Source organism: Paracoccus sp. SSK6 (assembly GCF_039770665.1).
Classification (GTDB): domain Bacteria; phylum Pseudomonadota; class Alphaproteobacteria; order Rhodobacterales; family Rhodobacteraceae; genus Paracoccus.
Genome location: NZ_JBDPNJ010000007.1, coordinates 43,426 through 68,153, shown reverse-complemented (window position 1 = coordinate 68,153; position 24,728 = coordinate 43,426). Strand labels below are relative to the sequence as shown.

Below are 24,728 nucleotides of genomic sequence, written 5' to 3'. Positions count from 1 at the left end.
AGCATGAGGAAGCAGACCAACCTGGATCATGGCCCTCGCGGAACCGTGCAGCCCCTGGCGCTGAACGTCGTCGCGGGCGGCGCGGGCTTTATCGGATCGCATCTGTGCCGCGCTCTGCTGGACCGGGGGGAATCGGTCCTTTGCCTCGACAACCTGCAGACCTCGCGGCCCTCGAACCTGCGGGCCCTGGAAGGCCAGCCCGGCTTCCGTTTCCTGCGCCACGACATCAGCCAGCCGCTGCCACCCGAGCTGACGCGGATGGCCTCGCGCATCACCCGCATCTGGAACCTGGCCTGCGCGGCTTCGCCCCCGCTTTACCAGCGCGACCCGGAACACACGATGCTGACCAACGTGGTCGGCACCAACCACCTTCTGCACCTGGCCGAGGCCGCCAAGGCGCGGTTCCTGCTGACCTCCACCAGCGAGGTCTATGGCGACCCCGAGATCCACCCCCAGGCCGAGGATTACCGCGGCCATGTCAGTTGCACCGGCCCCCGCGCCTGCTATGACGAAGGCAAGCGCGCCGCCGAGGCCCTGGCCTTCGACTATGCCCGCGCGGGTCGGGCCGAGGTGCGCGTCGCGCGCATCTTCAACACCTATGGCCCGAACATGGACCCCGGCGACGGGCGCGTGGTGTCGAACCTGATCTGCCAGGCGCTGCGCGGCAACGAACTGACGGTCTATGGCGACGGCAGCCAGACGCGCAGCTTCTGCTATGTCTCGGACATGGTGGCGGGGCTGATGGCGCTGATGGACGCGGACATCGCCGGGACCGAGCCGGTCAACCTGGGCAACCCGCACGAAATGACGGTGAACGAGTTGCTTGGCCATATCCTGACCCTGACCGGCACCCGTGCCCGCGTGGTCCACCGCCCGCTGCCCGTGGACGACCCGCGCCGCCGCCGCCCCGACATCAGCCGGGCGGGCGCGCTGCTGGGGTGGGAGCCCAGGGTGCCGCTGGCCGAAGGGCTTGAGGCGACCTGCGCGTGGTTCGCCGAGGAACTGGCCTCCGAGCCCGCAGCCGCCGGAGCGGCCGGTTAGGCGGCATGGGCGATCCCTGGACCGACGCCATGCGGCGCGGCGATTTTCCCGCCGCCTGGGCCATTGCGGCTGCGTCGCTGGCCCACCGCGACCCGGCCACGCGGGACGATCCGCGCCTGCCCTATCACCTGCGCTGGGTCTGGGACGGTCGGCCCTTCGACGGACGGGACGTGCTGGTCCGCTGCTATCACGGGCTTGGCGACACGCTGATGTTCTCGCGCTTCCTGCCGCTGCTGCGCGCGCGCGCGGCGCGGGTCACGGTCGAGATGCAGCCGCATCTTCTGCCACTGTTCGGGGATTTTCCCGGCACTCTTCGGCTGGTGCCTTTCGACGTGGCCCATCCCCTGCCGCCGCAGGATTGCGACCTGGAGATCATGGAGTTGTCCCTTGCCCTGCGCGCCACCCCTGCCGACGCGCCCATGCCCACGCTGAACATCGCACCCGCCCCCCTGCCCCCCGGCACGGTCTCGCTGTGCTGGGGCGCGGGCGACTGGGACGCCGGACGATCGGTTCCGCAGGCGATGTTCGCGCCCTTCTGCCGTGGCCCCGCGCTGTCCCTGATGCCGGGTCCAACCACGCTGCCGGTGCTGAACCCGGAAGGCTGCCCGCTGGACATCGTGCGGACCGCCCAGCTTGTCGCCGGATCGGCGCTTGTGATCACGGTGGACACGATGATCGCCCACCTTGCCGGGATCCTGGGGCGCCCGGTCTGGCTGCTGGTCAAGCACGACCCGGACTGGCGCTGGCCTGTCGATAGCCCGCGCACGCCTTGGTATCCGACCATGCGGGTCTGGCACCAATCCGCGCCTGGCGATTGGGCGGGCCTTGTCGGCAGGGCAGCCGCCGAACTGGACCGCCTGCCCCGGCTTCAGCCCGCAGAAGGAGGATGACCATGACTGCGGATTTCCGTGCAGCCCCCCTTGCCCCCGTCTCCTGGGGAGAGCTTCTGGACAAGATCACCATCCTGGAGATCAAGGCCGACCGCATCGCCGACCCTGCCGCCCGCGCCAATGTGGGCCGGGAACTGGCGCTTCTGCGCGACGTCGCGGCACCCGTCCTGCCGCAACCGGGCCTTGCGCCCCTGATGGACGGATTGCGCCGCGTGAACGGGGTGCTGTGGCAGATCGAGGACGACATCCGCGCCAAGGAGGCCGCCGCCGAGTTCGACGCGAGGTTCATCGAACTCGCGCGCTCGGTCTATCTGACCAACGACGAAAGAGCCGCGCTGAAGCGCGAGATCAATGCCCTGCTGCGATCGGACCTGGTCGAGGAAAAACACCACGCCGCAACTCCGGCGGCCGGGATGGGTTACGGGGATCTCGGCCGCCGGAAAGGATAACAAAGGCGCTGTTGCGGCCTTTGCCGGCCTTCCGCTTCGCAAAATATCCCTGTCCCCCATGACGGCACAGGATGGCTTCTGCGATCCGAGGCCCCTGACCGCATCTGGTCGTCATTTGCCGTTCAAGTGGTGCACAATAGCCGACATTCGGGCAACATTGATGAAATAAACTTAGCCCACGGTGACAGTGAGCCTAAAGTCTGTGCTGTTCCGTGCAGACGATTTGAACTTGCGCACCACAACCACAGGTATGACAACGCGACCCCCGCACACATCAGAATAATTATAATAAATATCAATTATTTGTCCGTACAGTGGGCAATCCCTCACCGCTCACCAGCTCCATCCTGTCTTTCCTTGAAACAGTCCCTTTGTCCGCCCGAAGGGCGGGCCGGAGGACTGCTTTTTCCTGCCGGGTAAGCCGCTTCAGAAACTTCCTGCGCCTTGTTCATTTTCCGCTTGCACCCCGCTGCGGGCACCCCTATAGACCCCCCACGCAACGTCGAAAGACGAAGCAGACCTCCGGTGGGGCCATAGCTCAGTTGGTAGAGCGCTTGAATGGCATTCAAGAGGTCAGGGGTTCGACTCCCCTTGGCTCCACCAAATAATCCTAGCATTTACGTGATAGATATGTGGCCTGATGGCCGCAGGTATCACTTCACGCGTTGCCAGGTTCCGGCATTGCGGCAGATCATCATCACGCAGCCGCCGATATCCAGCAGACCGCCGTGCAGCGTCAGGCGTGCCGTGTAGTTGCGCCGGGTTTCAGGGTTGATGATGCGCTCCTTGCCATAGGTTCTGTCCCCGTGGCGACGATGTTTTTCAAGGATCACCGGTCCATGTCGCTGGCCCGGACCGATTTGCCTCCGGCATCGAAGGTCTGGACGACCGTGCCGCACAGGCCTCCGCCACAGGGCACGATTTCCACATGCCCGAAGCCGCCATTCTTGCTGAACTGGGTGCGCCAAGTGCCGGCCAGGAGATCGGCAGCTCAGGACAAGGCCGGCGCCAAGGCAAACAGGACAAGGGCAAGGGCCGCAGGCTTCATCGCGTGACCCCGTTGCGGTGCGGCAGACAGGCAAAGGAAAAGGGCCGGTGCAACCCGGCCCTTCCCTGATCCTTAATGGGCGACCGCGCTTCCAGCCGACCGTTCGTCCCGCGCCGAGGCGACCCGCGCCGCTTCGGCCGCTTCCTCGGCGGCCTCGTCCCATTCGACGGGCTCGGGCATCCGCACCAGGGCGTGCTTCAGAACCTCGCGGACATTGCTGACCGGGATGATGGTCAGCCCGGTCTTCACGTTGTCCGGGATCTCGGCCAGATCCTTTTCGTTGTCGGCCGGGATCAGCACCGTCTTAATGCCCCCGCGCAGCGCCGCCAGCAGCTTTTCCTTCAAGCCGCCGATGGCCAGCACGTTGCCGCGCAGCGTCACCTCGCCGGTCATGGCGACATCCTTGCGGACCGGGATGCCGGTCATCACCGACACGACCGAGGTCACCATGGCGATGCCCGCGGACGGACCGTCCTTCGGGGTCGCCCCCTCGGGCACGTGGACGTGGATGTCGCGGCGGTCGAAATCCGGCGGCTTCACCCCGATTTCCGGGCTGATGGACCGCACGAAGCTGGAGGCCGCGTCGATCGATTCCTTCATCACATCGCCCAGTTTCCCGGTCGTCTTCATCCGGCCCTTGCCCGGCAGGCGCAGCGCCTCGATCTGCAGCAGATCGCCCCCGACCGAGGTCCAGGCCAGGCCCGTCACCACGCCGACCTGATCCTCTTTCTCGGCCAGGCCGTAGCGGTGGCGGCGCACGCCCAGGTATTCCTCGGCCTTGGCCGCATCCACCGTCACCGACTTGACCTGACCTTTCAGGATCTCGGTCACGGCTTTCCGCGCCAACTTGGCAATCTCACGCTCCAGCGACCGCACCCCGGCTTCCCGCGTGTAATAGCGGATCACATGGGTCAGCGCCTCGTCCGTCACCTCGAACTCGCCCTTGCGCAACCCGTTCGCCGCGATCTGCTTGGGCAGCAGGTGCTGGCGCGCGATCTCGCGCTTTTCGTCCTCGGTATAGCCGGACAGGCTGATGATCTCCATCCGGTCCAGCAGCGGCCCCGGCATGTTGTAGCTGTTGGCCGTGGTCACGAACATCACGTTCGACAGGTCGTATTCCACCTCGAGATAGTGGTCCACGAAGGTCGCGTTCTGTTCGGGATCCAGCACCTCCAGCATTGCCGACGCCGGATCGCCCCGGAAGTCCTGGCCCATCTTGTCGATCTCATCCAGCAGGATGAGCGGGTTGGTCGTCTTGGCCTTTTTCAGGGCCTGGATGATCTTGCCCGGCATCGAGCCGATATAGGTCCGGCGGTGGCCGCGGATTTCCGATTCGTCACGCACGCCGCCCAGCGAGATGCGGATGAATTCGCGCCCCGTTGCCTTGGCGACCGAACGGCCAAGCGAGGTCTTGCCGACGCCCGGAGGGCCGACGAGGCAGAGGATCGGGCCCTTCAGCTTCTGGCTGCGGGTCTGCACGGCCAGGTATTCGACGATCCGTTCCTTGACCTTTTCCAGGCCATAATGGTCGGCATCCAGCACCTTTTCAGCAGCAGTCAGATCCTTGCGGGTGCGCGACTTCACGCCCCAGGGCAGGGACAGCAGCCAATCCAGATAGTTGCGGCTGACCGTGGCTTCGGCCGACATCGGCGACATCGACTTCAGCTTCTTCAGTTCGGATTCCGCCTTGTCGCGGGCTTCCTTGCTGAACTTGGTCTTGGCGATCTTTTCCTCAAGCTCGGCGATCTCGTTCTGGCCGTCCTCGCCGTCTCCCAGTTCCTTCTGAATGGCCTTCATCTGCTCATTCAGATAGTATTCGCGCTGCGTCTTCTCCATCTGGGTCTTGACGCGCGACTTGATCTTCTTCTCGACCTGCAGGACCGACATCTCGCCCTGCATCAGGGAATAGACCTTCTCCAGCCGATCGGCCACGTCCAGCGTGTCCAGCAGATCCTGCTTGCGGTCCAGCGCGATGCCCATGTGGCCCGCGACCAGGTCGGCCAGCTTGCCGGGCTCCTTCGCCTCGGTTACGGCGGTCACGACTTCCTCGGGGATGTTCTTGCGGACCTTGACGTAGCGCTCGAACTCCTCGGCCACGGTGCGGACAAGGGCGGTCACCGTCGCGGCGTCGCCCGGCGTCTCGGCCATCACGATGGCGGTGGCCTCGAAATGGTCGTCATTCGGCACAAAGCCGGTGATCTGCACACGCTCGCGCCCTTCCACCAGCACCTTGACGGTGCCGTCGGGCAGCTTCAGCAGTTGCAGCACATTGGCCAGCACGCCGGCGCGATAGATGCCGTCTTCCGTCGGTTCATCGACCGAGGCGTCCTTCTGCGCGGCCAGCAGGATCGGGCTGTCCGATTCCATGACCGCTTCCAGCGCGCGGACCGATTTTTCGCGACCCACGAACAGCGGAACGATCATGTGGGGAAAGACCACGATGTCGCGCAAAGGCAGCACCGGATAGGTCGAAGCAGCGAATTCGTTCATTATGCGTTCCTTTCTGCCCGAAGCCGTGGCCCCGTCATGGCGACACACGGCCCCTGCGTTCCGACAATCTAGGGCGGCGTCGCGCGCCATTCAATATGACGCAGAAAATGCCTGCTATTTCCGGCGCAACCTATCGCGGGATGACGATTTCGGCACGCAGCCCCCCCAGGCGCTGACCCCGGCCCAGCCGCAACTGCCCGCCATGGGCGCGTGCCACATCGGCGGCGATGGCAAGGCCAAGGCCCGCGCCCCCGCCGCTGTTGCGGTTGCGCGACGGATCCAGGCGGGTGAAGGGGCGCATCGCGGCCTCCATCGCCTCGTCGGGGATGCCGGGGCCGTCATCCTCGATCCCGATGCGCAGGCTGCGGGGGCCAAGGGTGGCGTCCAGTTCCGCGCGGGTGCCGTAGCGCGCGGCATTGCCCAGCAGGTTCTCCAAGGCGCGGCGCAGCATGTCGGGACGGAAGGTCGCCCAGCCGTCGGGGTCGCCGTCAAGCGCCCGCAATGTCACCTGCTGGCCCGCCCGCCGCGCATCGGCCACCACGCCGTCCACGAAATCCGACACGGGCGTGGGTTCGGGCGCGCTGTCCTGCGCCTCGTCGCGGGCATAGTCCAGGAAGGCATCGACCATGCGGTTCATCTCGGCGATGTCGGCCTCCATGGCGCGCAGTTCATCGTCGTCGGGGGGCATGTCGGGCGAGATCATCGACAGGCCCAGCCGCAGGCGGGTCAGGGGCGTGCGCAGGTCGTGGCTGATCCCCGACAGCATCATCTTGCGCTGTTCGTTCTGGCGTTCCAGGCGGTTGCGCATGTCCAGGAAGGCCGCGCCCGCGCTGCGCACCTCGGTCGCGCCCGAGGGGCGATAGGGCACGATCCGGCCCTTGCCGTAATCCTCGGCCGCCTCGGCCAGGCGCCGGATGGGACGCAACTGGTTGCGCAGGAAGATCGTGGCGATTCCCGTCATCAGGAACGAGGTGAAGACCATCAGCACCAGCAGCTGATGCGGATTGGACGCGCTGACCCGGCGGCGGTCGAAGGACAGCGAATAAGGACCGGCGGGCCCGTCGATGGTCACGATCACCCGCTTTTCATCGCTGGCCAGGTCGATGGCGCGGAGGGCGGGCAGATGGGCGCGCAGTTCCTCGATCACCACGCGGCCTGAAAAGTCATAGAACAGGCGCTGATCCCCGTCGCCATCCGTTTCGGGCGCCCCGATGGTGACGCCCAGTGGCACGGCGATTTCGTGGCCCGCGTCGCGCTGCCCGTCCGCAAGGTCGATCCGGGCGGCGACAAAGGCCAGTTCGCGTGCCATGCTGGTGGTCATCTGCCGCGTCACGCCTTCGAAATGGCGTTGCAGGAACATGACGCTGACGACCAGCGTGACGACCACCACCGGCAGGAACAGGATCAGCGCCGCGCGGCCGTAAAGCCCGCGCGGGAAAAAGCCCTTCAGCCAGCCGCCTTCTGTCTGGTTCGCCATGGAAACCCCCGCCGGTCGTGCTAAGGCTAGCGGCATGGACGGACGGACGAAAGACCTGCTGCGAATCCTTGCCCCGAACCCGTCGCCCCTGACCGGGCCGGGGACCAACACCTTCCTGCTGGGACATGAGCAGGTGGCGGTGATCGACCCCGGCCCGGACGATCCCGGCCATCTGGCGGCCATCGTGGAAGCGGGACAGGGAAGGATCAGCCATATCCTGGTGACGCACGCGCATCTGGATCACAGCGCGGGCGCGCCCGCCCTGGCGCGGCTGACCGGCGCCCCGGTGCTGGCCTTCGGCGATGCCCTGGCCGGGCGGTCGCCGATGATGCAGCGCCTCGCGGGCGGCGCCACGGGCGGAGGCGAGGGACTGCATCTGGCCTTTGCCCCCGACATCACCCTGCGCGACGGCGACGTGATCGAAGGATCCGGCTGGCGCCTGACAGCGCTGCACACCCCTGGCCATTCCGGCGGCCACCTTGCCTTCCTGTGGGACGACTGGATCCTGTGCGGCGACGTGGTGATGGGCTGGTCCTCCACCATCATCTCGCCTCCCGACGGCGATCTGGCGGATTACCTGCGCACGCTGGATCGGCTGGCGCAGCTCCAGCCCCGCCGCCTGCTGCCCGCCCATGGCGAGCCCATCGAGGATCCCTTGTCTCGGCTGGCCGAACTGGCCGCGCACCGGCGCGAGCGCACCGCGCAGATCCTTGCAGCCCTGCGCGACGGCCCGGCGGACGCCGCTGCCCTGGCCCGGCGCATCTATGACGTGCCCCCGGTCCTGCTGCCCGCCGCGACCCGCAACGTCCTGGCCCACCTGCTGGCGCTGACCGACCTGGGCGCGATCGCGCCCTTGGGCGACCTGCACCCGGACAGCGAATTTGCGAGTTTGTGAAAAAACCTCAAAACCCCTCTGGACGCCCCCCGGCGGCATTGCTATACGGCCCCCGTGTTCCGGCGTAGCTCAGCGGTAGAGCAGTTGACTGTTAATCAATTGGTCGTAGGTTCGATCCCTACCGCCGGAGCCAGTTTTTAATAAACAGTTACGATTTCAGGAAGGTGAAGCCCTGACGGGGTGACACCGGCGCTTTGATTCGGCGCATGTCACCCAGGTGACACCGGCGGGGCCGTCCGAACGAGGACGCTGCCCATGCCTATCGCAACACATCTCATTAGACGCGGACGATATTACTCTTGGAGACGAAAAGCTGGGCGGCTAGTCGTCCAGATCGCGCTGGGAACCTCATGCCCGCGTGCAGCCCGCCGCCTTGCCGTCATCGTGACCGCTGCATCCGAGGGGGTATGGGACCGTATGATCAGACAAGAAATTTCGCTGGAGCAGGCTTTTGCCGTCATCCGCGGCGCCATGGCAGAGGGCGGCATCCTAGCCTCCGTGGCCGGGCAGTCCGCGCCTCCGGTTATTCGGGAAGAGGAGGAAGATGCGCCCGCTCTTGATCCCTCTATCCAGTCCGTCACCTCGCGCCTGATCAGAGCACTGCTGAAAGACGGTGCCGCAAATACAGACACATGCGACGCGATCAGGAAGACGGCCGCCCTGATCGAAGAAGGAACCGGCATCTCCGATATTCGCAAAATGCGTCAGCACCATGTCGTAGAACTTAGCGATCTTCTGGGCCGTCTGCCGCCGTCGTATCGAAAGAGCGCCAAGGAAAGAGAGATGCCTCTTCGGGAGATCGCGATGAAAGCTGAGCAGGAAGGGCGCCCTGTCGGCCTGGCCGCCGGGACGACGAACAGGATCCTTCAGGTCTTCCAGCAGATCGTTGCCAGGGCGGGCGACGAAGGCATCCATATTGACCCGAAGCTGAGGCCTACCGCCCTCCGCCGCAAGAAAACGAAGCGTTCTCGCAACGATCGCCTCGCGTTCACCGAGGACCAGCTTCGCCGGATCTTCGGGGCTCCGACCTGGACCGGGTGCGCCAACATCGCGCGGCGGCATGAGCCCGGCGACAAGATCATCCAGGACGGCCTTTATTGGCTTCCCCTGGTCGCCGCTTACACCGGCGCCCGGCGGGAAGAGATTGCGGGACTGACCGTCAACGATCTTCACGAAGAAGGGGGCGTCTGGTGCTTTCGGTTTGATGAGAACGAAGAGCGCGGCATCAAGACTGAATCCTCGATCCGCAAGGTCCCGGTTCATCCTCACCTGATCGAACTGGGTATCCTCAATCTGCGGGACGGTGAGGGGCGACTATTCCCTGGCCTCTATCGTAAGTCGGCGAAATCGAAGCTGGGCAACTGCATCGACTATAACTGGCGCAAGATCATGTCCGAACGTCTCCGGCCGGATGAGCTGCCTCGCCGATGCTTCCATTCCTTCCGTCACACGGTCGTCGATCAGCTCGGGAAGATGAGGGATATCCGGGACCGTGTGATCAAGGACATCCTGGGCCACACCCCCACATCGATCACAGACCGGGTTTACGGCTCGGACTCGGAGCCGGCCGAGATGCTCGAAGCGATCCAACGCATTCCCCGCGTTTTCTGATTGCCTCACGAATCGCCCGCCGATATAATGGGTGCATGATCAACACCATGCGCCCCCTTTCTCGAATAGCGATATCAGCAACAGGCTGATCGGGTAGGCGTGTCGCGCCTTCCCGCGCAATTCGGGAATGGGGTGACAGATGGGACGATCCAAGCGGACATATGTGCTGCCCTTCCGGGCGCCGAAATACCCGACTATCACCGCTCGCGTGATCCGGGCACGCCTGGAGGAGCATCTCAAAGTCCTCCGTGCCCAGCGCTATGCGCGGATCGACGAGCAGATGCGCTACCTCGTCGAGCAGATCGGTCTGAGCCTCGGCGATGCGCGGGACGTGGTCTTTGAGACGGTCAAGCCGTATGAGCGTTTGACCCTTTTCACTGAAAAAGACGGACCGCCGCCGCTTCGACCTGCAGACATTCAGAAGATCAAGCGACGGTCCTCCGCCCTCTTTGCGCGCATGTCCGAGGCTCTCCCTGATCTAGCTTGGCTGAAAGACGAGTCTCAGACCGAGGCGATCTATGCGGCATCTCGCGGCGTCTGCCTCGCAGGCTGCGTCACGTCGGACGAGTCCGACGAGATTATCGCCGGCCTGCACAGCGAGATGCCGTGGATGTCTCGAGTCAGCACACACGTCATGCGCCGGATGCGTGACCGGGCGCGCCGGGGCGAGCACTATCACGTTCCGCCCATCCTTCTCCTAGGCCCACCGGGCATCGGCAAGTCGGCTTTCTTTCGCAGAGTATCTGCGGTTTACGGAGTGCCGTCTGTCTCCATTGACCTTGGGGCAAGCGGGGGCGGTGTCTTCAGCTTGACGGGCATGGAGCGCGGATGGAGTTCTGCGCACGCCGGCCTTGTTGTTCGCACGATCCTCCAGCGCAGGGTCGCTAACCCCATCATCATTGTTGACGAGATCGACAGCGCTTCCGATCGGGCAGAGACCAGCAGTGGTCGGGCACTGCCGGGCGCTCATTCAGCTCTTCTGTCGATGCTTGAGCCTGAAACCGCGCGCAGCTGGCGGTGTCCCTTCTACGGCCTCGAGTTTGACTTAACGAATGTTAATTGGGCCATGACCTCGAACTCGCTGCAGGGCATCCCAGACGCGCTGTTGTCGCGCGTTCACGTGATCCGCCTTGACGGGATCCAAGCCGCTGACGTGCCGCAGATCACCCGACTCTTGGCCTCCGGCCGCTTGGATCCGGAGGTGATCGCCTTCCTCTCCAGGACTCTATCCGACCGAGCGCGATACCGACGCATCGACCTGCGCACGATCATCCGGAGCATCGAAAAAGCAGAGGAAATCCAAGGCGATGAAGAGCCTTTGCACTGACCGCGCTCTCGTCGCCCTGGCTTTTGTTTGGAGCGAAGCGCCCGCGCTCGCGGACTGGCTCGACATCATCGAGTCCCTGCAATCCCTCAGCATCTTCTGAAAGGAATTATCTATGAAGCTGATTGTCTCTGCCGCCGTTGCCGTCCTGGTCCTCGTCGCAGTCTTCTTCTCTATGGCCGGGGGAGACGCTAACGCGTTGTCCGGTGAAGACCGTGCGGCGATCGACGGATACAATAAACTGATTGAATCCTGCCAGGCGGGACAGGGCGGATGCCGCGCGGCTGAGGCCCAGCGCGCCAAATTCAATTCTGAAGGCATCTGCCTGGCTGTCAACGAGGAGCAAGACAGGCTGTCGCACGGCGGGTTCTATCGCTGCATGCCCCGCTGATGCCAATTTGAGGTGTCTGGATACCCCAGGAATTGGCCCTGAGAGTGCCCTGATGAACGTTCGCACGTGCAGTCTCAGGCATGAAGGCCGCGGGAGAGAGCGCTCAGGAATGCAAAAGGCCCCCGAAAGGGGGCCTTACTTCGCTCTGGAATGCCGCTCAGGACTTGGCCCGCGACACCTTGCTCAGATCCATCTCGAGTTGGTCGAGGCTTGCTTTGGGTGCGTAAAATGTCGCGGCTTCTTTCCCATCCAGGACGACGTTCACGGGGCGCCTCTCAGCATCCATTTCGATAAACGGGACGGACTCGTCGATTTTGCTCTCCGCCAGATCCAGTAGACGATCGAACTGGGCCTTCAGGTATTCGATCGCATCAGGCACGGACTGGCGAGCATATGCGACGCCCTGCGCTTTAATGTCCTCGATATGCGTGTTCACGGACTTCCCGTCCCGCACCAGTTTCGCGACTGCCAGCTTGACCCCGGTGGACAGGGCCAAGGTGAAGGACGTCCCGGTGATACGACTACATCTCGATATGCGTCATCTTCTTGATCCGTGCCTCGAAGCGGGCCGCGATCAGGCCGGCCAGCGCGAGCAGGAGGGATGTCATCAGAGTCAGGAGTTGTTCAAGGATCTGCATGGGGTCCTATTTTCCTAGCAAGAACAGGATCATAATCACGATGCAGGACGGCATCAGCGTCACCAGTGACTGGTCAGCTGCTTCCATCGCGCACCTTGCTTTCTGAAGGGAGGATAGACGAGACCCCGGACCCGCCCGGTTGCGCTCCGACCTGGACGATGACGACGACCGGCTCCCTGCGCCCCGACCCGCCGACCAAAGGCGGCCGGCCGATTGGCTTTCCGGTGGGGTGAGGACGATATCCCATCGACCCTCTCATTCGTTGCACAGCTGGAAATGCATCCAGTCGTAATCGCGCTTCCTGCCCAGGCTGGTGCCGCCATGACCCTCTACGATCGACCAGAACGCGTCGTAGTCGGGCTTCGCGAAGGACGCCCTCGACCGGCCCCAGCGCAGCTGATTGCGCTCCGGATCCAGATCCACAGCGACACCCCATGCATGGGTCGAAGTCGTCGTGTTCGACCCCGCATAGTCCTGTTGGCGTAGCACCCGCCGAAGAGGTTCAGTCCTAGCCTTCTGTAGGCAGCTTCCCCGTAGTGCTGGACCGCCTCCTCAAAGATCCTCTGGAAGACGGGCGCGGCGACGCTGTTGCAGGCGAAGGTGCTGATCTTTTGGCCCTTGTCCCACGCCAGAACAAAAGGAACTGGCAGGACGCACCGCCCCGCCGTCGCCTGTGCCGAACCCGGCCTCCCGAATGCTCGGTTCATCGCCGCGATGTCCAGACGGTCCAGCCATCGCTGAGCGCCCTTCACGGGCGCAGGTTCAGAAAGGACGACAGGTCCTGCTTTTGCCGACCGCCATGCCGTCACGGCGCCCGTGGTCCTCGGCCCGGTGATGCCGTCGATCAGCCCCTTGTAATACCCCTGTGCCGCTAGGACTCTTTGCGCCGCCGCAATCAGGCGCCGAGTGAAAGGCCACGACCCCACGCGCCGATCATCCGCATTCCTCTCGATCTGCTCAACCGCCGCCCTGGTCGCGGGACAGATTCGTCCATCGACCGCGGCCCGGTAATACCCGGCCTCCGCAAGCAGCTGCTGTGCCGTCCTGGTGTCATTTTCGCCTCCTGAAAGCGGTTTAGGAAGCAGGATGAAGGTTCAGGACCGTCCGCGTTGTGGCGTTCCAGTGTCCAACTTGAACACTTTGCTACGCAACGGATCTGCTGTTTTTTCCTTTCGTCATAACGAGATACGGCGAATTAGCTGAACAAAACCCCCGGCGTCCCGGGGGCGGGTTTCGGGCCCGCGAGTCATCATGGGTCATCAAGACAAGGAACCCGAAGATGGCCCTCGACATGCTCCCCCACGCAAGCCTGATCCACGCGATTAGCCGCCAACAGACCGAGGATCTGACCGATCTCTTCACGCTGATCAGCCAGATCTCAGACGCAAAAGAACTCGTCGCTTACAGCTCTCTCAACCGGGAAGTGTCCGAAGACGCGGTTGACCTGCTCTATTCCGTCGCCTGCACCGCAAGCCTCGCAGGCTACCGCCGCGACGAGCCGTTTCGACTGATCATCGGGTCACTTCCCGAAATCGTAGACCTTCTCGACCAGACCCGCGCAGAGCTGATCCGTCTCCGTCCGTCGATGCTCCGCGCCCTGCGCCGCAGCCGACAGACAGTGAGCTACGCCCGCGCTTGGTCAGTCCTCATTCTCGCCCTCGACGCCGCCGGCCCGGATCTGCCGGTGGTGCAGATGTATTCGCCCGTCTCGGCCCGGTCCGGCGACCCGCAGGGCGACGCACAGCAGCACGCCGAAGACATCTACGCCGACAACACCCCCGCCTGACGCCCCCTTGACCCCCATAAAGGACCTCCCCTGCCATGCAGGACGATAAACACATGCCCGACGCCGCTGTCACCTTCGCTGCCGACTTGGATGCTCAGATCGCGGAGATGGACGCGCCCGATGATGACCTGAGCGAATACGTCGCGGTTCAGGAGTGGGAAGACTACCACCCGCCCGTGACGATCAGGGTTTCCGAGAATATGCTCGATGAGGCGGCCGAGCAGGAAGACGAGATCAACGCTGACCTCGACCTCCGGGCCCAGCTGCAGCGCAGGGAAGACAGCAAGGGGGCGTTCCTTGGTTACAAGCCGACCCTGCACAACGTTCGTAAAATCTTGGCTCTGGACCCGAAGATCGGCGGTGCCCTCGCATACAATGAGATGACCTGCACCCCCGTCCTGACGAGGGGTGTTGAGCTGGCCGAGGACCTCGCGCCGATGATTCTCGAGGACGGGGAATACCTCCTCCTCGCGGACCATCACGCCGAGGACATCCGGTCCTGGCTCTCCGATCCCGAGCCGACTGGGGGATGGGGGATCAACATGCGTCTGGATGACGTTCGTCAGTCCATCTCGTCCGTCGCCCGGCGACGCTCTTTCCACTCCATCAAAGAGCTTTACGAAGCCGAGCCTTGGGATGGCGTCGCCCGCCTCGACACCTTCTTCATCCGTCACTTCAAGACGCCGGACAACATCTATCACCGTGAGGTCGCACGGATCTTCCTTCTCGCGATGTGCGCCCGCATCTACGTCCCCGGCTATGATTATCAGTATATGTTGGTCATCCAAGGGAAGACGGGCTCACGAAAATCGACCGCGCTCAAGAAAATTGCCGGGGAGCAGCATCACACCGAGGTTGAAGCGTCCTCGATGAAAGACATCAAGACGAAAACGGAGGCCCTGGTCGGCAGTCACATCGTCGAGATGCCTGAACTGACCGCGCTACTGGCCATGCCTTTCGACGAAGCAAAGATCCTTATTTCGCAAGGCAAAGCCAAAGTCCGTTTGGCCTTCGAGAAGAGCACCAGTATCAGGAAGTTGTCCTCAGTCCTCGCCGGGACGACCGAAAAGCAGGCGTATCTCCGCGACCCGCTGGGCAACCGTCGCTACCTTCCGGTCATCATCGACCCCTCGTTCAGCGAATTCAACCCAATCGACACCGACGCACTCGAAGCCGAGATGCCGCAGGTCCGGGCTGAGGCCCTCGTTCGTTTCCGGCAGCTCTGGGCGGATGGCGTCCGGAACCTGACGCTCTCCGACGAAGCAAAGGTCATCCAGCGGCGCCTAACAGCCTTGGCTTCCATGGAGACGGAAGCCGACGCGATCCACGGGCAGATCGAAGCTTTCCTTATGTCCCCGTGGGACAGTATCTCAGCGGCGGAGGCGACGAACAGCGATTTCTTCATGGCCCACGAAGGCAAGATCTACCGCACGATGTGGTGCCGCGAGATGCTCGTGGATATGCTCGAGCATGCCGGATACAACGTCAACTCACTCCGTGACAGCAAAGCAAAAGGCAACGATATCGCATCGGCTCTCGAAAAGATCGAGTGGATAAAGGCCGACGGTAACAAGGCCACCATCCCATGGACCCGGACCCTCGGCCGTCAGCGCAGACTGGTCGTAGATCGGGAAGGCCTGATCGCCGCCCTCCGGCGCCGGGACGCGGGAGACGACGATGAGGAGACGTTGGACGCGGCGGAAGTCTTGGATCACCCCGAAGAGCTTCAGTTCGGGTAAACGATAATGCGGGGCGATACGGCGAGGCGGGGCTAGATGCCCCGCCTTCCTTATGCAGCTAAGGTGTGCGACCGGATGTTGCTAATGCTGACCGTCGCGATCCTGTTCCATTCATTCACTTCGCATCTCACGTCGAAAGATAAGCGGATGTCGGCCCTCAAGATCTTCGGGAGAGGCCGATCATACTGATATCCGGCGCCATGCGGGATGCTGTAGAATCCCCCGATCGGGTTCAGATCCTCATGTCATGGCCTCCTGAACATGGCGCGCCGAGGGCGCGGCCTTGTTCAGGAGGTGCGGGTCTCCCGACTTCCCTGCTCAGGATGTCCCTGATGCGGAGCCTCTCTTCGAGGTTGCGATCGCCGCCATACGAGACGTATTCCGCGCCCCGGAAGATCGCGTCTTCGAGCTGCGCAAGGTATCCCGCGTGGTCTGTGGGCATTGCGAAAGAGGTTGCGTCGATGACTGCCATGCCCAGAGCGTATCGGACGACGCCCCGGCCCGGCTATGTTGCGTTCCCGGAGGTGCGGAGAACGGCGGTCCTGAACGCTCTCTCAGAGCGTCCTCATCCCGCTGGCTGATACGTGCAAATCGGAACGAAGGCGCTGTGAGAGAGCAGATTTGGGTGTTTCAGGGGTGAAATCGGGGGTTTTCGGGCCTGGTCGGAGTTGAGTTCCGCCGTCGCCATCAGCCCCTTTTTCGAAAAATCCCTTGTTTTGCAGGCGGAAACTTAAAAGCCGCCCCTGAGGGCGGCTTTTGTCTTTCGGGAAGAGTGGGAATGTCAGGCCAATTCCGGAAGCGCGGGCTGCTTCATACGCATCCCCATGCAGAAAGCGCGGGCGGGGCGGCCGATCGGCTCGACTTTCATCGCGCCGCCGGAGGCCTCGCCATCGATGCTGACCTTTACCTCGGTCTCCCCCTGGACTGACGACAGCAGGAGGGCGAGGTTTCCGCTCCCGAGACTGATGGATACCTGCTTCTCAACGGGGGTGATCGTCATCTCCTCTACGCAGGTCGGAGACGCGTAGATATAGAGCGTGTCGCGATGAGCCGTCATGTGGATGTATCGCGTGGTCTTCAACTTAGTGTCTTGCTCCGCAAGGACCTTGAGTCGTTCGACAGCCGATTTGATCTCGACGGGATCAGCGACGAATGACTGATTGAAGGACAGCGCTTCCTCCGCACCGTCAATGTTCGGGAAGATTGCGTCGATGACGCGAGACACCATCTCGATGCCGTCGATCTCGATCCTGACTTTTGTAGCGGAAGTTTTCAGGATGGCCGGGCCTTCAACACCCGACAGGAGGCTAGAGATGATCTGGACCGAGCTATGGGGAATGATGACCGGTGTCACGTCGCCGTCTGCGCCCAGGAACTCCCGAGCGGCGTGGCGCTGCGTTGCTGCGACCATCTCCACGGTGTCTCCGGTCTTCCGGATGTGGACGCCGGCTAGGCTGTGCGTGACGTGCTCGATGTCCCTCTCCGCGAAAGGGGCGCATCCGGTGAGACCGTAGTTGAGCGAGGCGGCGTCAACCTGAACGGAAGACTCGTAGGTATCAGATGCCAACGGCGGAAAATCATCGGCCGGCAGGCACGGGATTGCGTGCCGGGCTCTCCCGAAAGAAAGCATGACGGATGCGCCGGCCGTATCGTATTCGAGAGAGACGGTTGCGGCCGGAGGGATCTTGGACGCGAGAGCGGAGAGCGTTTCAGCGGGCAGGCAGACCTTACCAGCGCGATGGACATGCTCGACGCCAACCCGGCGGCGAAGCGACACCCGATCATCCACCGCCGTCAGCGTCAGGCCCGCGGCATCAGCTTCCAGAAGGACGTGGTGATAGATCGGCGCGACCGCCGTTTTTCTCCCTGCGACCCTGGCTGCCGCCGCGGCGGCGGAAGCAAGAGTCCTGGAGTTGATCTCGATATGCATTCGGCAATCCTTTCGGCGTGGGTTGATGCCTTCATGATCGTCGATGCCTCCGAAAACCCTTCTTGGTCCGCCGGGGGTTTTGTTCAGCAGATTTTCTGTATCCTGCTGTAATAGTTAAAAAAACTGGTGATTGCGCTCCGACACAGAATGTTCAAATCGTCTTGTCGTCCACCGTTTGATGGATATACCGTCGCCAAAAAGGGACAGGATGTATTGATGAAGCAAATCGCGATTTTTAACCACAAAGGTGGCGTTGCGAAAACCACCATGACATTCCACTTGGGCTGGATGTTGGCATCACTCGGTAAGCGCACAATGCTCGTGGATTGTGATCCTCAGTGCAATCTGACCGGCGTCTTCCTTGGCGACATGGATACGGAGGATTATCCCTTCGAAAGTGTGTCGCCACAGAAGCCCAGAAACATCCGAGATGCCGTCCGACCAGCCTTTGAGTCCAGACCATATATGATCGAAGCGACTGAACTTTATCGGTCCCCCTCGAGAAGCGATCTGTTCTTGTTGCCGGGGCACGTCGGTCTATCAGAGTATGAGAGTCAGCTGGCAGTTTCTCATGAGCTAAGCAATACCCTCTCCGCCCTTCAGAACATTCCTGGTGCGCTGCATCACGCTATCGAAAAGACGGGGGATAGATACGACATCGATTTCGCCTTGATAGACATGAGCCCAAGCTTGGGCGCGATCAACCAGAACTTGTTCATGACCAGTGACGCGTTCATCATACCAATGGCGCCAGACTTATTCTCGTCAATGGCATTGCGCTCCCTGGCCAGAACACTTCCCAAATGGGCTGAATGGGGCAGGAAAGCAGCAGGTAATGCAATCCTTAAAGGTGCCGATTATCCGTTTCCTGATATAACCCCAAAATATCTAGGTTCATCGGTTCAAAACTTTCGCAAGAGATCCAGGAACAATGAGGAGGCACGACCTACCCATGCATTCCAAAAATGGTTCGATCGGCTCGCTGAAACAAAATCCACAGAGCTGATTGCGGCCCTTAAAGGATCGAATATGCTTCTACCTAAAGAGGTCTATGAGACCGCGGGCGCTCCTCCTGAAGATTTCCTTATGGAGATCGGATCACTCGACGGTCTAATTGCGACTGCTCAGGATCTCGCAAAACCGGTTTTTGCTATAGATCTAGACCAAGATACCAACTTCCGGGGTAAGGTTGCAGAGACCTATGTTGAAAAAATCGAAGATGTCCGAAAGGGATTTGAGCAAGGGGCAGCCAAAATTATTGCGATGACGGCTACTTTCTAAGATGGATCGATTTGGAGACGCCATACGGACATTTGAGCACGCAATGGACAGGGCTCGTCAGCTGATCGATCTTTACGATGCATTGACAGCTATTCGGCGAGATAATCCAGCAAATGACGATGCTCTGAGGTCAGCTTACTTTCAGGCGGTAAGCTCGTTTGACTTTTTCGCTCATGAGGTGGCTCTCATTGAAGCGAAACACCGTTTTCAGAACGGCTCAAAAACCCGAAAAATTAACCTCCCAATGGAGGTTATGACAATAACTGATCCTGAGGAGCGGTTAACGGCCGCCGCTACTCATATTCGCCAATCGAATTCCTTCAAGGCTTTTGTCGACCCAGCCAAACTGGCCGAACTACTCTCCTGTTACTGCGAAAAGCCGTGGTTAAAGATAGTCGCTCGCATTAACGCCGGTCGGGATGCTGCAGATGCGGTCACTGAGAAGGATCTGAAAGGGCAACTCAAGAGCATATGGAAGAGAAGGAACCAAATTGCCCATGAAGCTGACGTGAATCCGACCTTGGCCGGCATAACGCTTTGGCCCATCGACAAGACGGATACTGAGTTGACCATTACGTTTATCACGATGTTAGGTGAGCATCTACCGCACGTTATCGCTGAGAGTCTTCCAGAAGCCGACGATGATCAGGACGATGAAGATCAGGGAATATTCGGCTAGGGCTACCTCCCCCAGATACTTGATCTAGGCGGCCCGCGACGAAGCTTAGGCTTCGGACGCAAGGCTGCGGGTCTGGGCTTCGGTGCCATGGCCGGGGCCGGACTGTCGCCCGGTTCTTCGGAAGGAAGGGGTGAGGGCACGTCAATGGACTTCGCGGGCAGGACTGCTTGAAGGGCTCCTCCGCCGATCTTACGGAGGCCTTCCAACGCGGCGATCGCGTAGACGCGGCAGTCCAGGGACTCGTTCCTGATGCCGACTTTCTTCGGCTTCCACTGCGTCTTTGCGCGGCCGTTCTGTTAGAAAACGACACGCTTCTCGGAGGTAAGTTAATCGATCCATGCAGCGGGACGATCGTCCTGCGGGATATGCATGTAGCCGAGTCCCGGTTGCTTCTTCGCGAGATGATCAGCGACTTTGTCTTTTGCTGATTGTGTGCCGATCAGGAAGATCTTGCCGCCACCTTTCGCAGTGGACGCTACCTTGGGCCAGATTTCCTTCCTCGAACCAGCCGCTTCGTTCGCGCCCTTAATACCCCAGACGCGACGCATGGTTCGCGCGCCGCAGAAATCTTTGACCGCGCTGGAGTGATGCCCACCAGTGTCGATGCATGCGGCCTGGCAAACCAGGGTGCGGCCGTCTTCGGTCTCGTATCTCCGCAAGAGGATCTCGTTGAGAACATCCCACGGTTCAGCCGTTGACGGGTCTCCGTCGATCACGTGATAGCCGAGAGACCACGACTCGTCCCCATCTCCCCAATCCACCACCTTGGCCTCCAGGCGGCCTTGGCTGGCGCTGTTCTTTTCGATGCCAGAGGACTGGTTATCGACACCTGTGGTGTATGCGTTAGGCCTGTCGATCGAATACGCCATCAGCGTTGGCGTCAATTTGCGGGTCTCAAAGACGGCGTCGTTGATCGCGCGCATGCCGGCTTTGCGGGCCTTGGCCTCGGCAGCGTCTGCGGCCCTCTTCAGGCGATGGGATCGGACCTCCATATCGATCTGCATGTCCCATGATGCCTCCTGGCGCCCTGTCGGGTCGTGGCGATCCCTTTTCGAGAAGCGGGAGGCAATGCCGTGCTCGCCGAGGCGTCAGAGCCCGATCCTGACCCAAGAGGCGCCAAAAGTGACCCGAGAAGTTTCTTGTGCCATTCTTGGGTCACTTCTTGGGTCACCATTTCTCCTGTTGAATAAAGAATTTTTCGAAAGGTGACCCAAGTGACCCAAGGGGCACAAGAAATCCCGCATTCCCTCTATATATATTCAGGAGAGAGGATGGGGATGTGAGAACTGGATATACTCCTATTTCTTGTCCTTCTTGGGTCATTCTTTCTGAAGAGGATATTGTGATTGTTCTTCAGGGGTATACGGGTTGACAAGAAAGTGACCCAAGAATGGCACAAGAAATTTCTTGGGTCACTTCTAGGGGGCGCTGATCACCTCCAGACGCGATGTCGTCATAGGCTATTCATGAGGGCCGGGGATCATCCCACTTCCTGAACGCAACCGGCCGTTTCACGCGGACGGGCTATATGTCTGCGCATGAGTGATAGACAGCGCATAGCGGATTTCATGGCTGATGAGGCCAAAAAGTGGGGGGCTACATACTTAACTAGCCAGAAAAATTCGGCTACGCCCTTACTCAAAGATGGCTAGAACGGTTAGGCTGGACAGTTCATCTCGCTGCTTGTTATTCTAACCTAAGTAAAGAAGTGACGGCTACACGCCTTCTTACGAGTCTCTAGGGCTGCAACCCGTTAACGAGACGGATACGAGCGGCAGTGCGAAACCACACGCTCCCATTTCCCAAACCGAAACCGGATATATGAGCATACACTCACCGGTTTCGGCCATGCGCAAGCTGCCATCGCGGCACCTCCTTGATGGAATGCTGGGAAGCAGCCCAGCGCTCCGAAGGCGCACCCTGCGCCCTCGCCGCCTATCAAGGGCGTTTCGGGTGCAAAGGAGTGTGACGGTAGCCGTCTCTAGAACTATAAGAGGGTCTCCATTGGCGAGTCGAGTCCCGTTTTGTTCCTCAGTCGATGATTCTGTTCATCTCATCAAACAAATATGGCGCAACGGTCACTGCCTTCCTGCGCTTAACCATTTCCTTAAATTGTTCGATGTCACCGCACATCTCCATCATGCCTTCCACCTTGCCAATCTGGCGGGTGAGAATTGTTCTCCCTTCGCTTGTAAGCCACTGATGAAACCTCGCGCGGCGCTTTCCTTCGTCTGTAATGTTTAATTTGTCCAACTCAGCTTTTACGTAGCCGTGTTCGATAGGGTCGTACACATACTTGTTGATGAAGCGGCCATAGTATTGCGGGCGCGAACGCGCTGTCGTTGGAGCGTTGTCGTACAGCCTATCCAACTCAGCGAAGAACGAGTCCGGGAAAGTATGTATCCATTTTTGCAAGCCATCTGCGATGTATCGCTCCAAGAGCAAGCGAAGCGCATCATGCCCCCGACTAGTCTGGAATCCAGTGGCTTCGTCCACGAGGGCAACAATGCCAACTCGTGCAAATGCCCGAACAAGAATTTCAGCTTTCTCCGCGATATGTTTTTGCTGCTTGCTTAAAGCGTCTTTTGCCCTAGCCGAGAGAATGGCCTCACAAATATCCGCCAAGACCGTAGCGTCATACCCATAGGCAAGAGCACCTTTGTCAGTACGAAACAGAAGAGGGTCTTGGGTCACCTCCGTTAACTCTTTGGAAACATACGGAGAAAGTGTCTTTTGCGCGACGAAATGCGCGAGACGGTCACCGCCTCCTCTTGAACTGCCGCCACGTGACATTCCTAAAGAACTGACCATTCCGCGCTGATGAATTACTCGCGTTCCATCTTCCAGCACGTAGCAGGGGATCTGCACGTCACTGATTGCTAGGATGCCGCCATATCGCGCTCTGGGGGTGTCCTCTTCGCTTTTTTCTGCCACCCCAACAATTTTATTGACCACATCATCAAAAGTGCCATCAGTGATCGGTTCAATCAGGTTTTTCTTGTCGTCATCCATTAATCAGCCCTTTGTATGTCAGTCGCTTGCCTGCCATGCGGTCGATTGTCATTCCGATAAAATTCATGGTGCCGACCTTTGCGGTGTTGTGGCGGAAAGAGAACTCCTTCACATAGCGTTGCAGGTGCTTGGCACTCATGTAGTGGTAGATGCCGATGTAACCGCGCTTGAGCCGTGACCAGAAGCTTTCGATGCCGTTGGTATGAGCCATGTCACGGATATACTCACCAGCCGAATGTTTGATGCGGATATGGTTAAAGCCCGCGCCCGACAGGCCGATGTAACCCCCGTGTGTGTCGGTCACGACAGTAGCGCCATGCTGGGCGTGCTGCCGAACGAACTTTTCAAGAGTCGCGGCCTTGGTGTTTTCCACGACCACGGCACGGACCTCGCCAGTTTCTGAACGAACACCAACAACAGCGGTTTTCCCGACAGTCCCGCGACCGGCGTGCAGCTTCTTGGCGGCGTGTTTGTTCTTTTCGCGGCCACCAACATAGGTTTCATCGACCTGCACCTGACCATCCATGTGGTCGTCGCGGTCTTTAAGCCAGGTTTCGCGGATGCGCTGTGCGAGGAACCATGCGGTTTTCTGTGTGACGCCGAGTTCGCGCGCCATCTGGGTGCTAGGGATACCTTTGCGGGCGCTGGTGAGCATGTAGATCGCCAGCAGCCACTTTTGCAGCGGCAGGCGGCTTTCGGCCAGAACGGTTCCGGTGCGGACGCTAAAGTGCTTGCGGCAATCCTTGCAGCGGTAGGGCATCGGCTTGTGGTCCTTGACCTCAACCACATCCACAGACCCGCAATGACCGCATACAGGCTGATTACCCCACCTCTCACCTTCAAAATGCTTACGAGCCGCTTCTTCATTGGGGAAGCGATGGAAGAATTGGAAGGTCGAAAGCGTTTCAGGGTTGGGCATGAACTGGCTCCTTGTAGAGCCGTGATAACCTAACTAGCCAAAGACTGCAATAGTTTTTTGGCTAGTTAGGTATGTAGTCCCCCTTTAATTCCTATGCGGCGAGAAGACCGTCTTCGACCAGACCCGCCCCATCCCCTTCATGCTCCTGCCTCGGCCCTAGTATGCCGCATCCTGACGACGACAACCCTGTCGCCGCTGCGATCCTCCTTGGCATCATACTCCTCTTCTGCGGCTGGCTGGTCGGCTCTTTTGCGGTCGAGATCACCATCCACCAGATCGATGGCGCCCGCGCCGCGGCCGCGCAGGCCGAACGCAACGAAGCGCCCGAGTAGGCCTCGATACCCCTTCCGAACACGATCACCCCTTCAGAAAGGACCAGCACGATGGACGACACGATCACCATCGAGACGCACCAGGCATCTGTCAGCACAAAGTCCTCCTCGGAGGATCTGGACGATATGATTGCTTTTATCGCTTGCGACAGATCGAAGGCCGTCCAAGGACCCAGGACAGTCTCCTACGCCGCCCAAGACGTTGACCGCGCCGCCGCACGCGCTCTTCGGAGGGCTATCGCTAGGCAAGAGCGCAAGGCCGGGATGGCCGATGTCCGCTGACTCCTCACGAACAAGCCCCGGCCGACGCAGGCCAGGGTTATGTCATTTAGCGCGCGCACACCCGAGCATACCCGTTAGACCAGCACGCCGGATCTTTCTCCTCTCGCGTCAGCGTCCCGAGATCGTCGTGTGCGCGGGATTCCTGCGTCCAGCCGTTCCAGTAGCCTTTGGCCGATCCCGGCTCGACCACATTGACGTAGACGAAGTAATTTTGGCCCGCATAAGTCAGCCGAAAGCTTCCGTCCGGATCACTGTTAAAATCGCAGGTCCCGTCAAAAACATCGCGCTCCGCGATGACGAGGCTGCAGCTCGACGGCTTCGCCTCCGCCGCGCCCACGCCCACGCCCAGCGCCGGGATCGCAGCCGCCACCAAGAAAGACTTCATCCCAATAACCTCCTGAAAAGCCTGCTTGCAGGATACTCGGCGCGCAGAATCCCGGTCAACGAAAATGCGACCGCCACCATCTGCCCAGCACGTCCGCCGTATCCTTTTCGAAAAGGAAGGAGGCCCGGA

General features: G+C 60.8%; 22 protein-coding genes, 2 tRNA genes and 1 pseudogene. 15 read left to right on the top strand and 10 right to left on the bottom strand.

What is annotated here, in order from left to right:
- The first annotated feature begins 3 nt into the window (after window positions 1–3).
- The 4 genes from AAIL68_RS07140 to AAIL68_RS07125 all read left to right on the top strand — a co-directional run bounded on the left by AAIL68_RS07140 (window position 4) and on the right by AAIL68_RS07125 (window position 2,983).
- Window positions 4–1,041, top strand: a complete 1,038-nt coding sequence (locus AAIL68_RS07140; protein WP_347138988.1) for a UDP-glucuronic acid decarboxylase family protein — start codon at window positions 4–6, stop codon at window positions 1,039–1,041.
- A gap of 5 nt (window positions 1,042–1,046) precedes the next feature.
- A complete protein-coding gene (locus tag AAIL68_RS07135; protein WP_347138987.1) occupies window positions 1,047–1,931 on the top strand; it encodes a hypothetical protein in 885 nt (294 codons plus the stop codon).
- 2 nt (window positions 1,932–1,933) lie between these two features.
- Complete coding sequence (locus AAIL68_RS07130; protein ID WP_347138985.1) at window positions 1,934–2,380, top strand: hypothetical protein; 447 nt, start codon at window positions 1,934–1,936, stop codon at window positions 2,378–2,380.
- A 527-nt stretch (window positions 2,381–2,907) separates the two neighbouring features.
- Window positions 2,908–2,983 (top strand) — tRNA-Ala (locus AAIL68_RS07125).
- A 50-nt stretch (window positions 2,984–3,033) separates the two neighbouring features.
- Here AAIL68_RS07125 and AAIL68_RS07120 read toward each other — a convergent pair.
- The 3 genes from AAIL68_RS07120 to AAIL68_RS07110 form a co-directional block, all read right to left on the bottom strand.
- Window positions 3,034–3,213 (bottom strand): DUF2147 domain-containing protein, encoded by a 180-nt coding sequence (locus AAIL68_RS07120; RefSeq protein ID WP_347138984.1) that lies wholly within the window; start codon window positions 3,211–3,213, stop codon window positions 3,034–3,036.
- Window positions 3,214–3,500: 287 nt separating this feature from the next.
- Window positions 3,501–5,918, bottom strand: a complete 2,418-nt coding sequence (lon, locus tag AAIL68_RS07115; RefSeq protein WP_347138983.1) for an endopeptidase La — start codon at window positions 5,916–5,918, stop codon at window positions 3,501–3,503.
- Window positions 5,919–6,048: 130 nt separating this feature from the next.
- On the bottom strand, window positions 6,049–7,395 hold the full coding sequence (locus tag AAIL68_RS07110) for an ATP-binding protein (RefSeq protein WP_347138982.1): 1,347 nt from the start codon (window positions 7,393–7,395) through the stop codon (window positions 6,049–6,051).
- A 34-nt stretch (window positions 7,396–7,429) separates the two neighbouring features.
- Here AAIL68_RS07110 and AAIL68_RS07105 point away from each other — a divergent pair, with 34 nt between their 5' ends.
- The 5 genes from AAIL68_RS07105 (at window position 7,430) to AAIL68_RS07085 (ending at window position 11,616) form a co-directional block, all read left to right on the top strand.
- Window positions 7,430–8,290, top strand: coding sequence for an MBL fold metallo-hydrolase (locus tag AAIL68_RS07105; RefSeq protein WP_347138981.1), 861 nt, complete (start codon window positions 7,430–7,432; stop codon window positions 8,288–8,290).
- Between the two features lie 58 nt (window positions 8,291–8,348).
- Window positions 8,349–8,423: transfer RNA gene (locus tag AAIL68_RS07100), tRNA-Asn, on the top strand.
- A gap of 251 nt (window positions 8,424–8,674) precedes the next feature.
- Window positions 8,675–9,901 carry a site-specific integrase gene (locus AAIL68_RS07095; protein ID WP_347138980.1) on the top strand — a complete coding sequence of 409 codons (1,227 nt, stop codon included), beginning with the start codon at window positions 8,675–8,677 and terminating at the stop codon, window positions 9,899–9,901.
- Window positions 9,902–10,040: 139 nt separating this feature from the next.
- Window positions 10,041–11,228, top strand: a complete 1,188-nt coding sequence (locus AAIL68_RS07090; protein WP_347138979.1) for an AAA family ATPase — start codon at window positions 10,041–10,043, stop codon at window positions 11,226–11,228.
- A gap of 112 nt (window positions 11,229–11,340) precedes the next feature.
- Window positions 11,341–11,616, top strand: coding sequence for a hypothetical protein (locus AAIL68_RS07085; RefSeq protein ID WP_347138978.1), 276 nt, complete (start codon window positions 11,341–11,343; stop codon window positions 11,614–11,616).
- Between the two features lie 157 nt (window positions 11,617–11,773).
- On the opposite strand, the gene AAIL68_RS07080 is transcribed toward AAIL68_RS07085, so the two are convergent.
- Together AAIL68_RS07080 and AAIL68_RS07075 are read right to left on the bottom strand one after the other, a co-directional pair.
- Complete coding sequence (locus AAIL68_RS07080; RefSeq protein ID WP_347138976.1) at window positions 11,774–12,112, bottom strand: hypothetical protein; 339 nt, start codon at window positions 12,110–12,112, stop codon at window positions 11,774–11,776.
- 397 nt (window positions 12,113–12,509) lie between these two features.
- On the bottom strand, window positions 12,510–12,677 hold the full coding sequence (locus AAIL68_RS07075; protein WP_347138974.1) for a hypothetical protein: 168 nt from the start codon (window positions 12,675–12,677) through the stop codon (window positions 12,510–12,512).
- An 856-nt stretch (window positions 12,678–13,533) separates the two neighbouring features.
- Here AAIL68_RS07075 and AAIL68_RS07070 point away from each other — a divergent pair.
- Window positions 13,534–14,040, top strand: coding sequence for a hypothetical protein (locus AAIL68_RS07070; protein ID WP_347138972.1), 507 nt, complete (start codon window positions 13,534–13,536; stop codon window positions 14,038–14,040).
- A gap of 35 nt (window positions 14,041–14,075) precedes the next feature.
- Window positions 14,076–15,779 (top strand): VapE domain-containing protein, encoded by a 1,704-nt coding sequence (locus tag AAIL68_RS07065; protein ID WP_347138971.1) that lies wholly within the window; start codon window positions 14,076–14,078, stop codon window positions 15,777–15,779.
- Between the two features lie 781 nt (window positions 15,780–16,560).
- On the opposite strand, the gene AAIL68_RS07060 is transcribed toward AAIL68_RS07065, so the two are convergent.
- Window positions 16,561–17,709, bottom strand: coding sequence for a hypothetical protein (locus AAIL68_RS07060; RefSeq protein WP_347138969.1), 1,149 nt, complete (start codon window positions 17,707–17,709; stop codon window positions 16,561–16,563).
- A gap of 216 nt (window positions 17,710–17,925) precedes the next feature.
- On the opposite strand from AAIL68_RS07060, the gene AAIL68_RS07055 reads away from it, so the two are divergent.
- Together AAIL68_RS07055 and AAIL68_RS07050 are read left to right on the top strand one after the other, a co-directional pair.
- Window positions 17,926–18,990, top strand: coding sequence for an AAA family ATPase (locus tag AAIL68_RS07055; protein WP_347138968.1), 1,065 nt, complete (start codon window positions 17,926–17,928; stop codon window positions 18,988–18,990).
- A gap of 1 nt (window position 18,991) precedes the next feature.
- Complete coding sequence (locus tag AAIL68_RS07050; RefSeq protein ID WP_347138967.1) at window positions 18,992–19,669, top strand: HEPN domain-containing protein; 678 nt, start codon at window positions 18,992–18,994, stop codon at window positions 19,667–19,669.
- Window positions 19,670–19,671: 2 nt separating this feature from the next.
- On the opposite strand, the pseudogene AAIL68_RS07045 reads toward AAIL68_RS07050, so the two are convergent.
- From AAIL68_RS07045 to AAIL68_RS07035, 3 genes and pseudogenes are all read right to left on the bottom strand, one after another.
- Window positions 19,672–20,538, bottom strand: a pseudogene (locus AAIL68_RS07045) (terminase gpA endonuclease subunit).
- 1,162 nt (window positions 20,539–21,700) lie between these two features.
- On the bottom strand, window positions 21,701–22,681 hold the full coding sequence (locus AAIL68_RS07040) for a P63C domain-containing protein (protein WP_347138966.1): 981 nt from the start codon (window positions 22,679–22,681) through the stop codon (window positions 21,701–21,703).
- Complete coding sequence (locus AAIL68_RS07035) at window positions 22,674–23,600, bottom strand: IS1595 family transposase (protein ID WP_347138965.1); 927 nt, start codon at window positions 23,598–23,600, stop codon at window positions 22,674–22,676. The genes AAIL68_RS07040 and AAIL68_RS07035 overlap by 8 nt, the downstream gene beginning before the upstream one ends.
- A gap of 161 nt (window positions 23,601–23,761) precedes the next feature.
- Between AAIL68_RS07035 and AAIL68_RS07030 the strand changes: the two genes are divergently transcribed.
- Both AAIL68_RS07030 and AAIL68_RS07025 read left to right on the top strand, forming a co-directional pair.
- The gene (locus AAIL68_RS07030) at window positions 23,762–23,932 is read left to right on the top strand and encodes a hypothetical protein (protein WP_347138964.1); all 171 of its coding nucleotides are present in this window, start codon (window positions 23,762–23,764) and stop codon (window positions 23,930–23,932) included.
- 51 nt (window positions 23,933–23,983) lie between these two features.
- Window positions 23,984–24,214, top strand: a complete 231-nt coding sequence (locus AAIL68_RS07025) for a hypothetical protein (RefSeq protein ID WP_347138962.1) — start codon at window positions 23,984–23,986, stop codon at window positions 24,212–24,214.
- A gap of 46 nt (window positions 24,215–24,260) precedes the next feature.
- Here AAIL68_RS07025 and AAIL68_RS07020 read toward each other — a convergent pair whose 3' ends face one another.
- Window positions 24,261–24,599: a hypothetical protein gene (locus AAIL68_RS07020; protein ID WP_347138960.1), complete on the bottom strand. Its 339-nt coding sequence runs from the start codon at window positions 24,597–24,599 to the stop codon at window positions 24,261–24,263.
- Window positions 24,600–24,728: the final 129 nt, after the last annotated feature.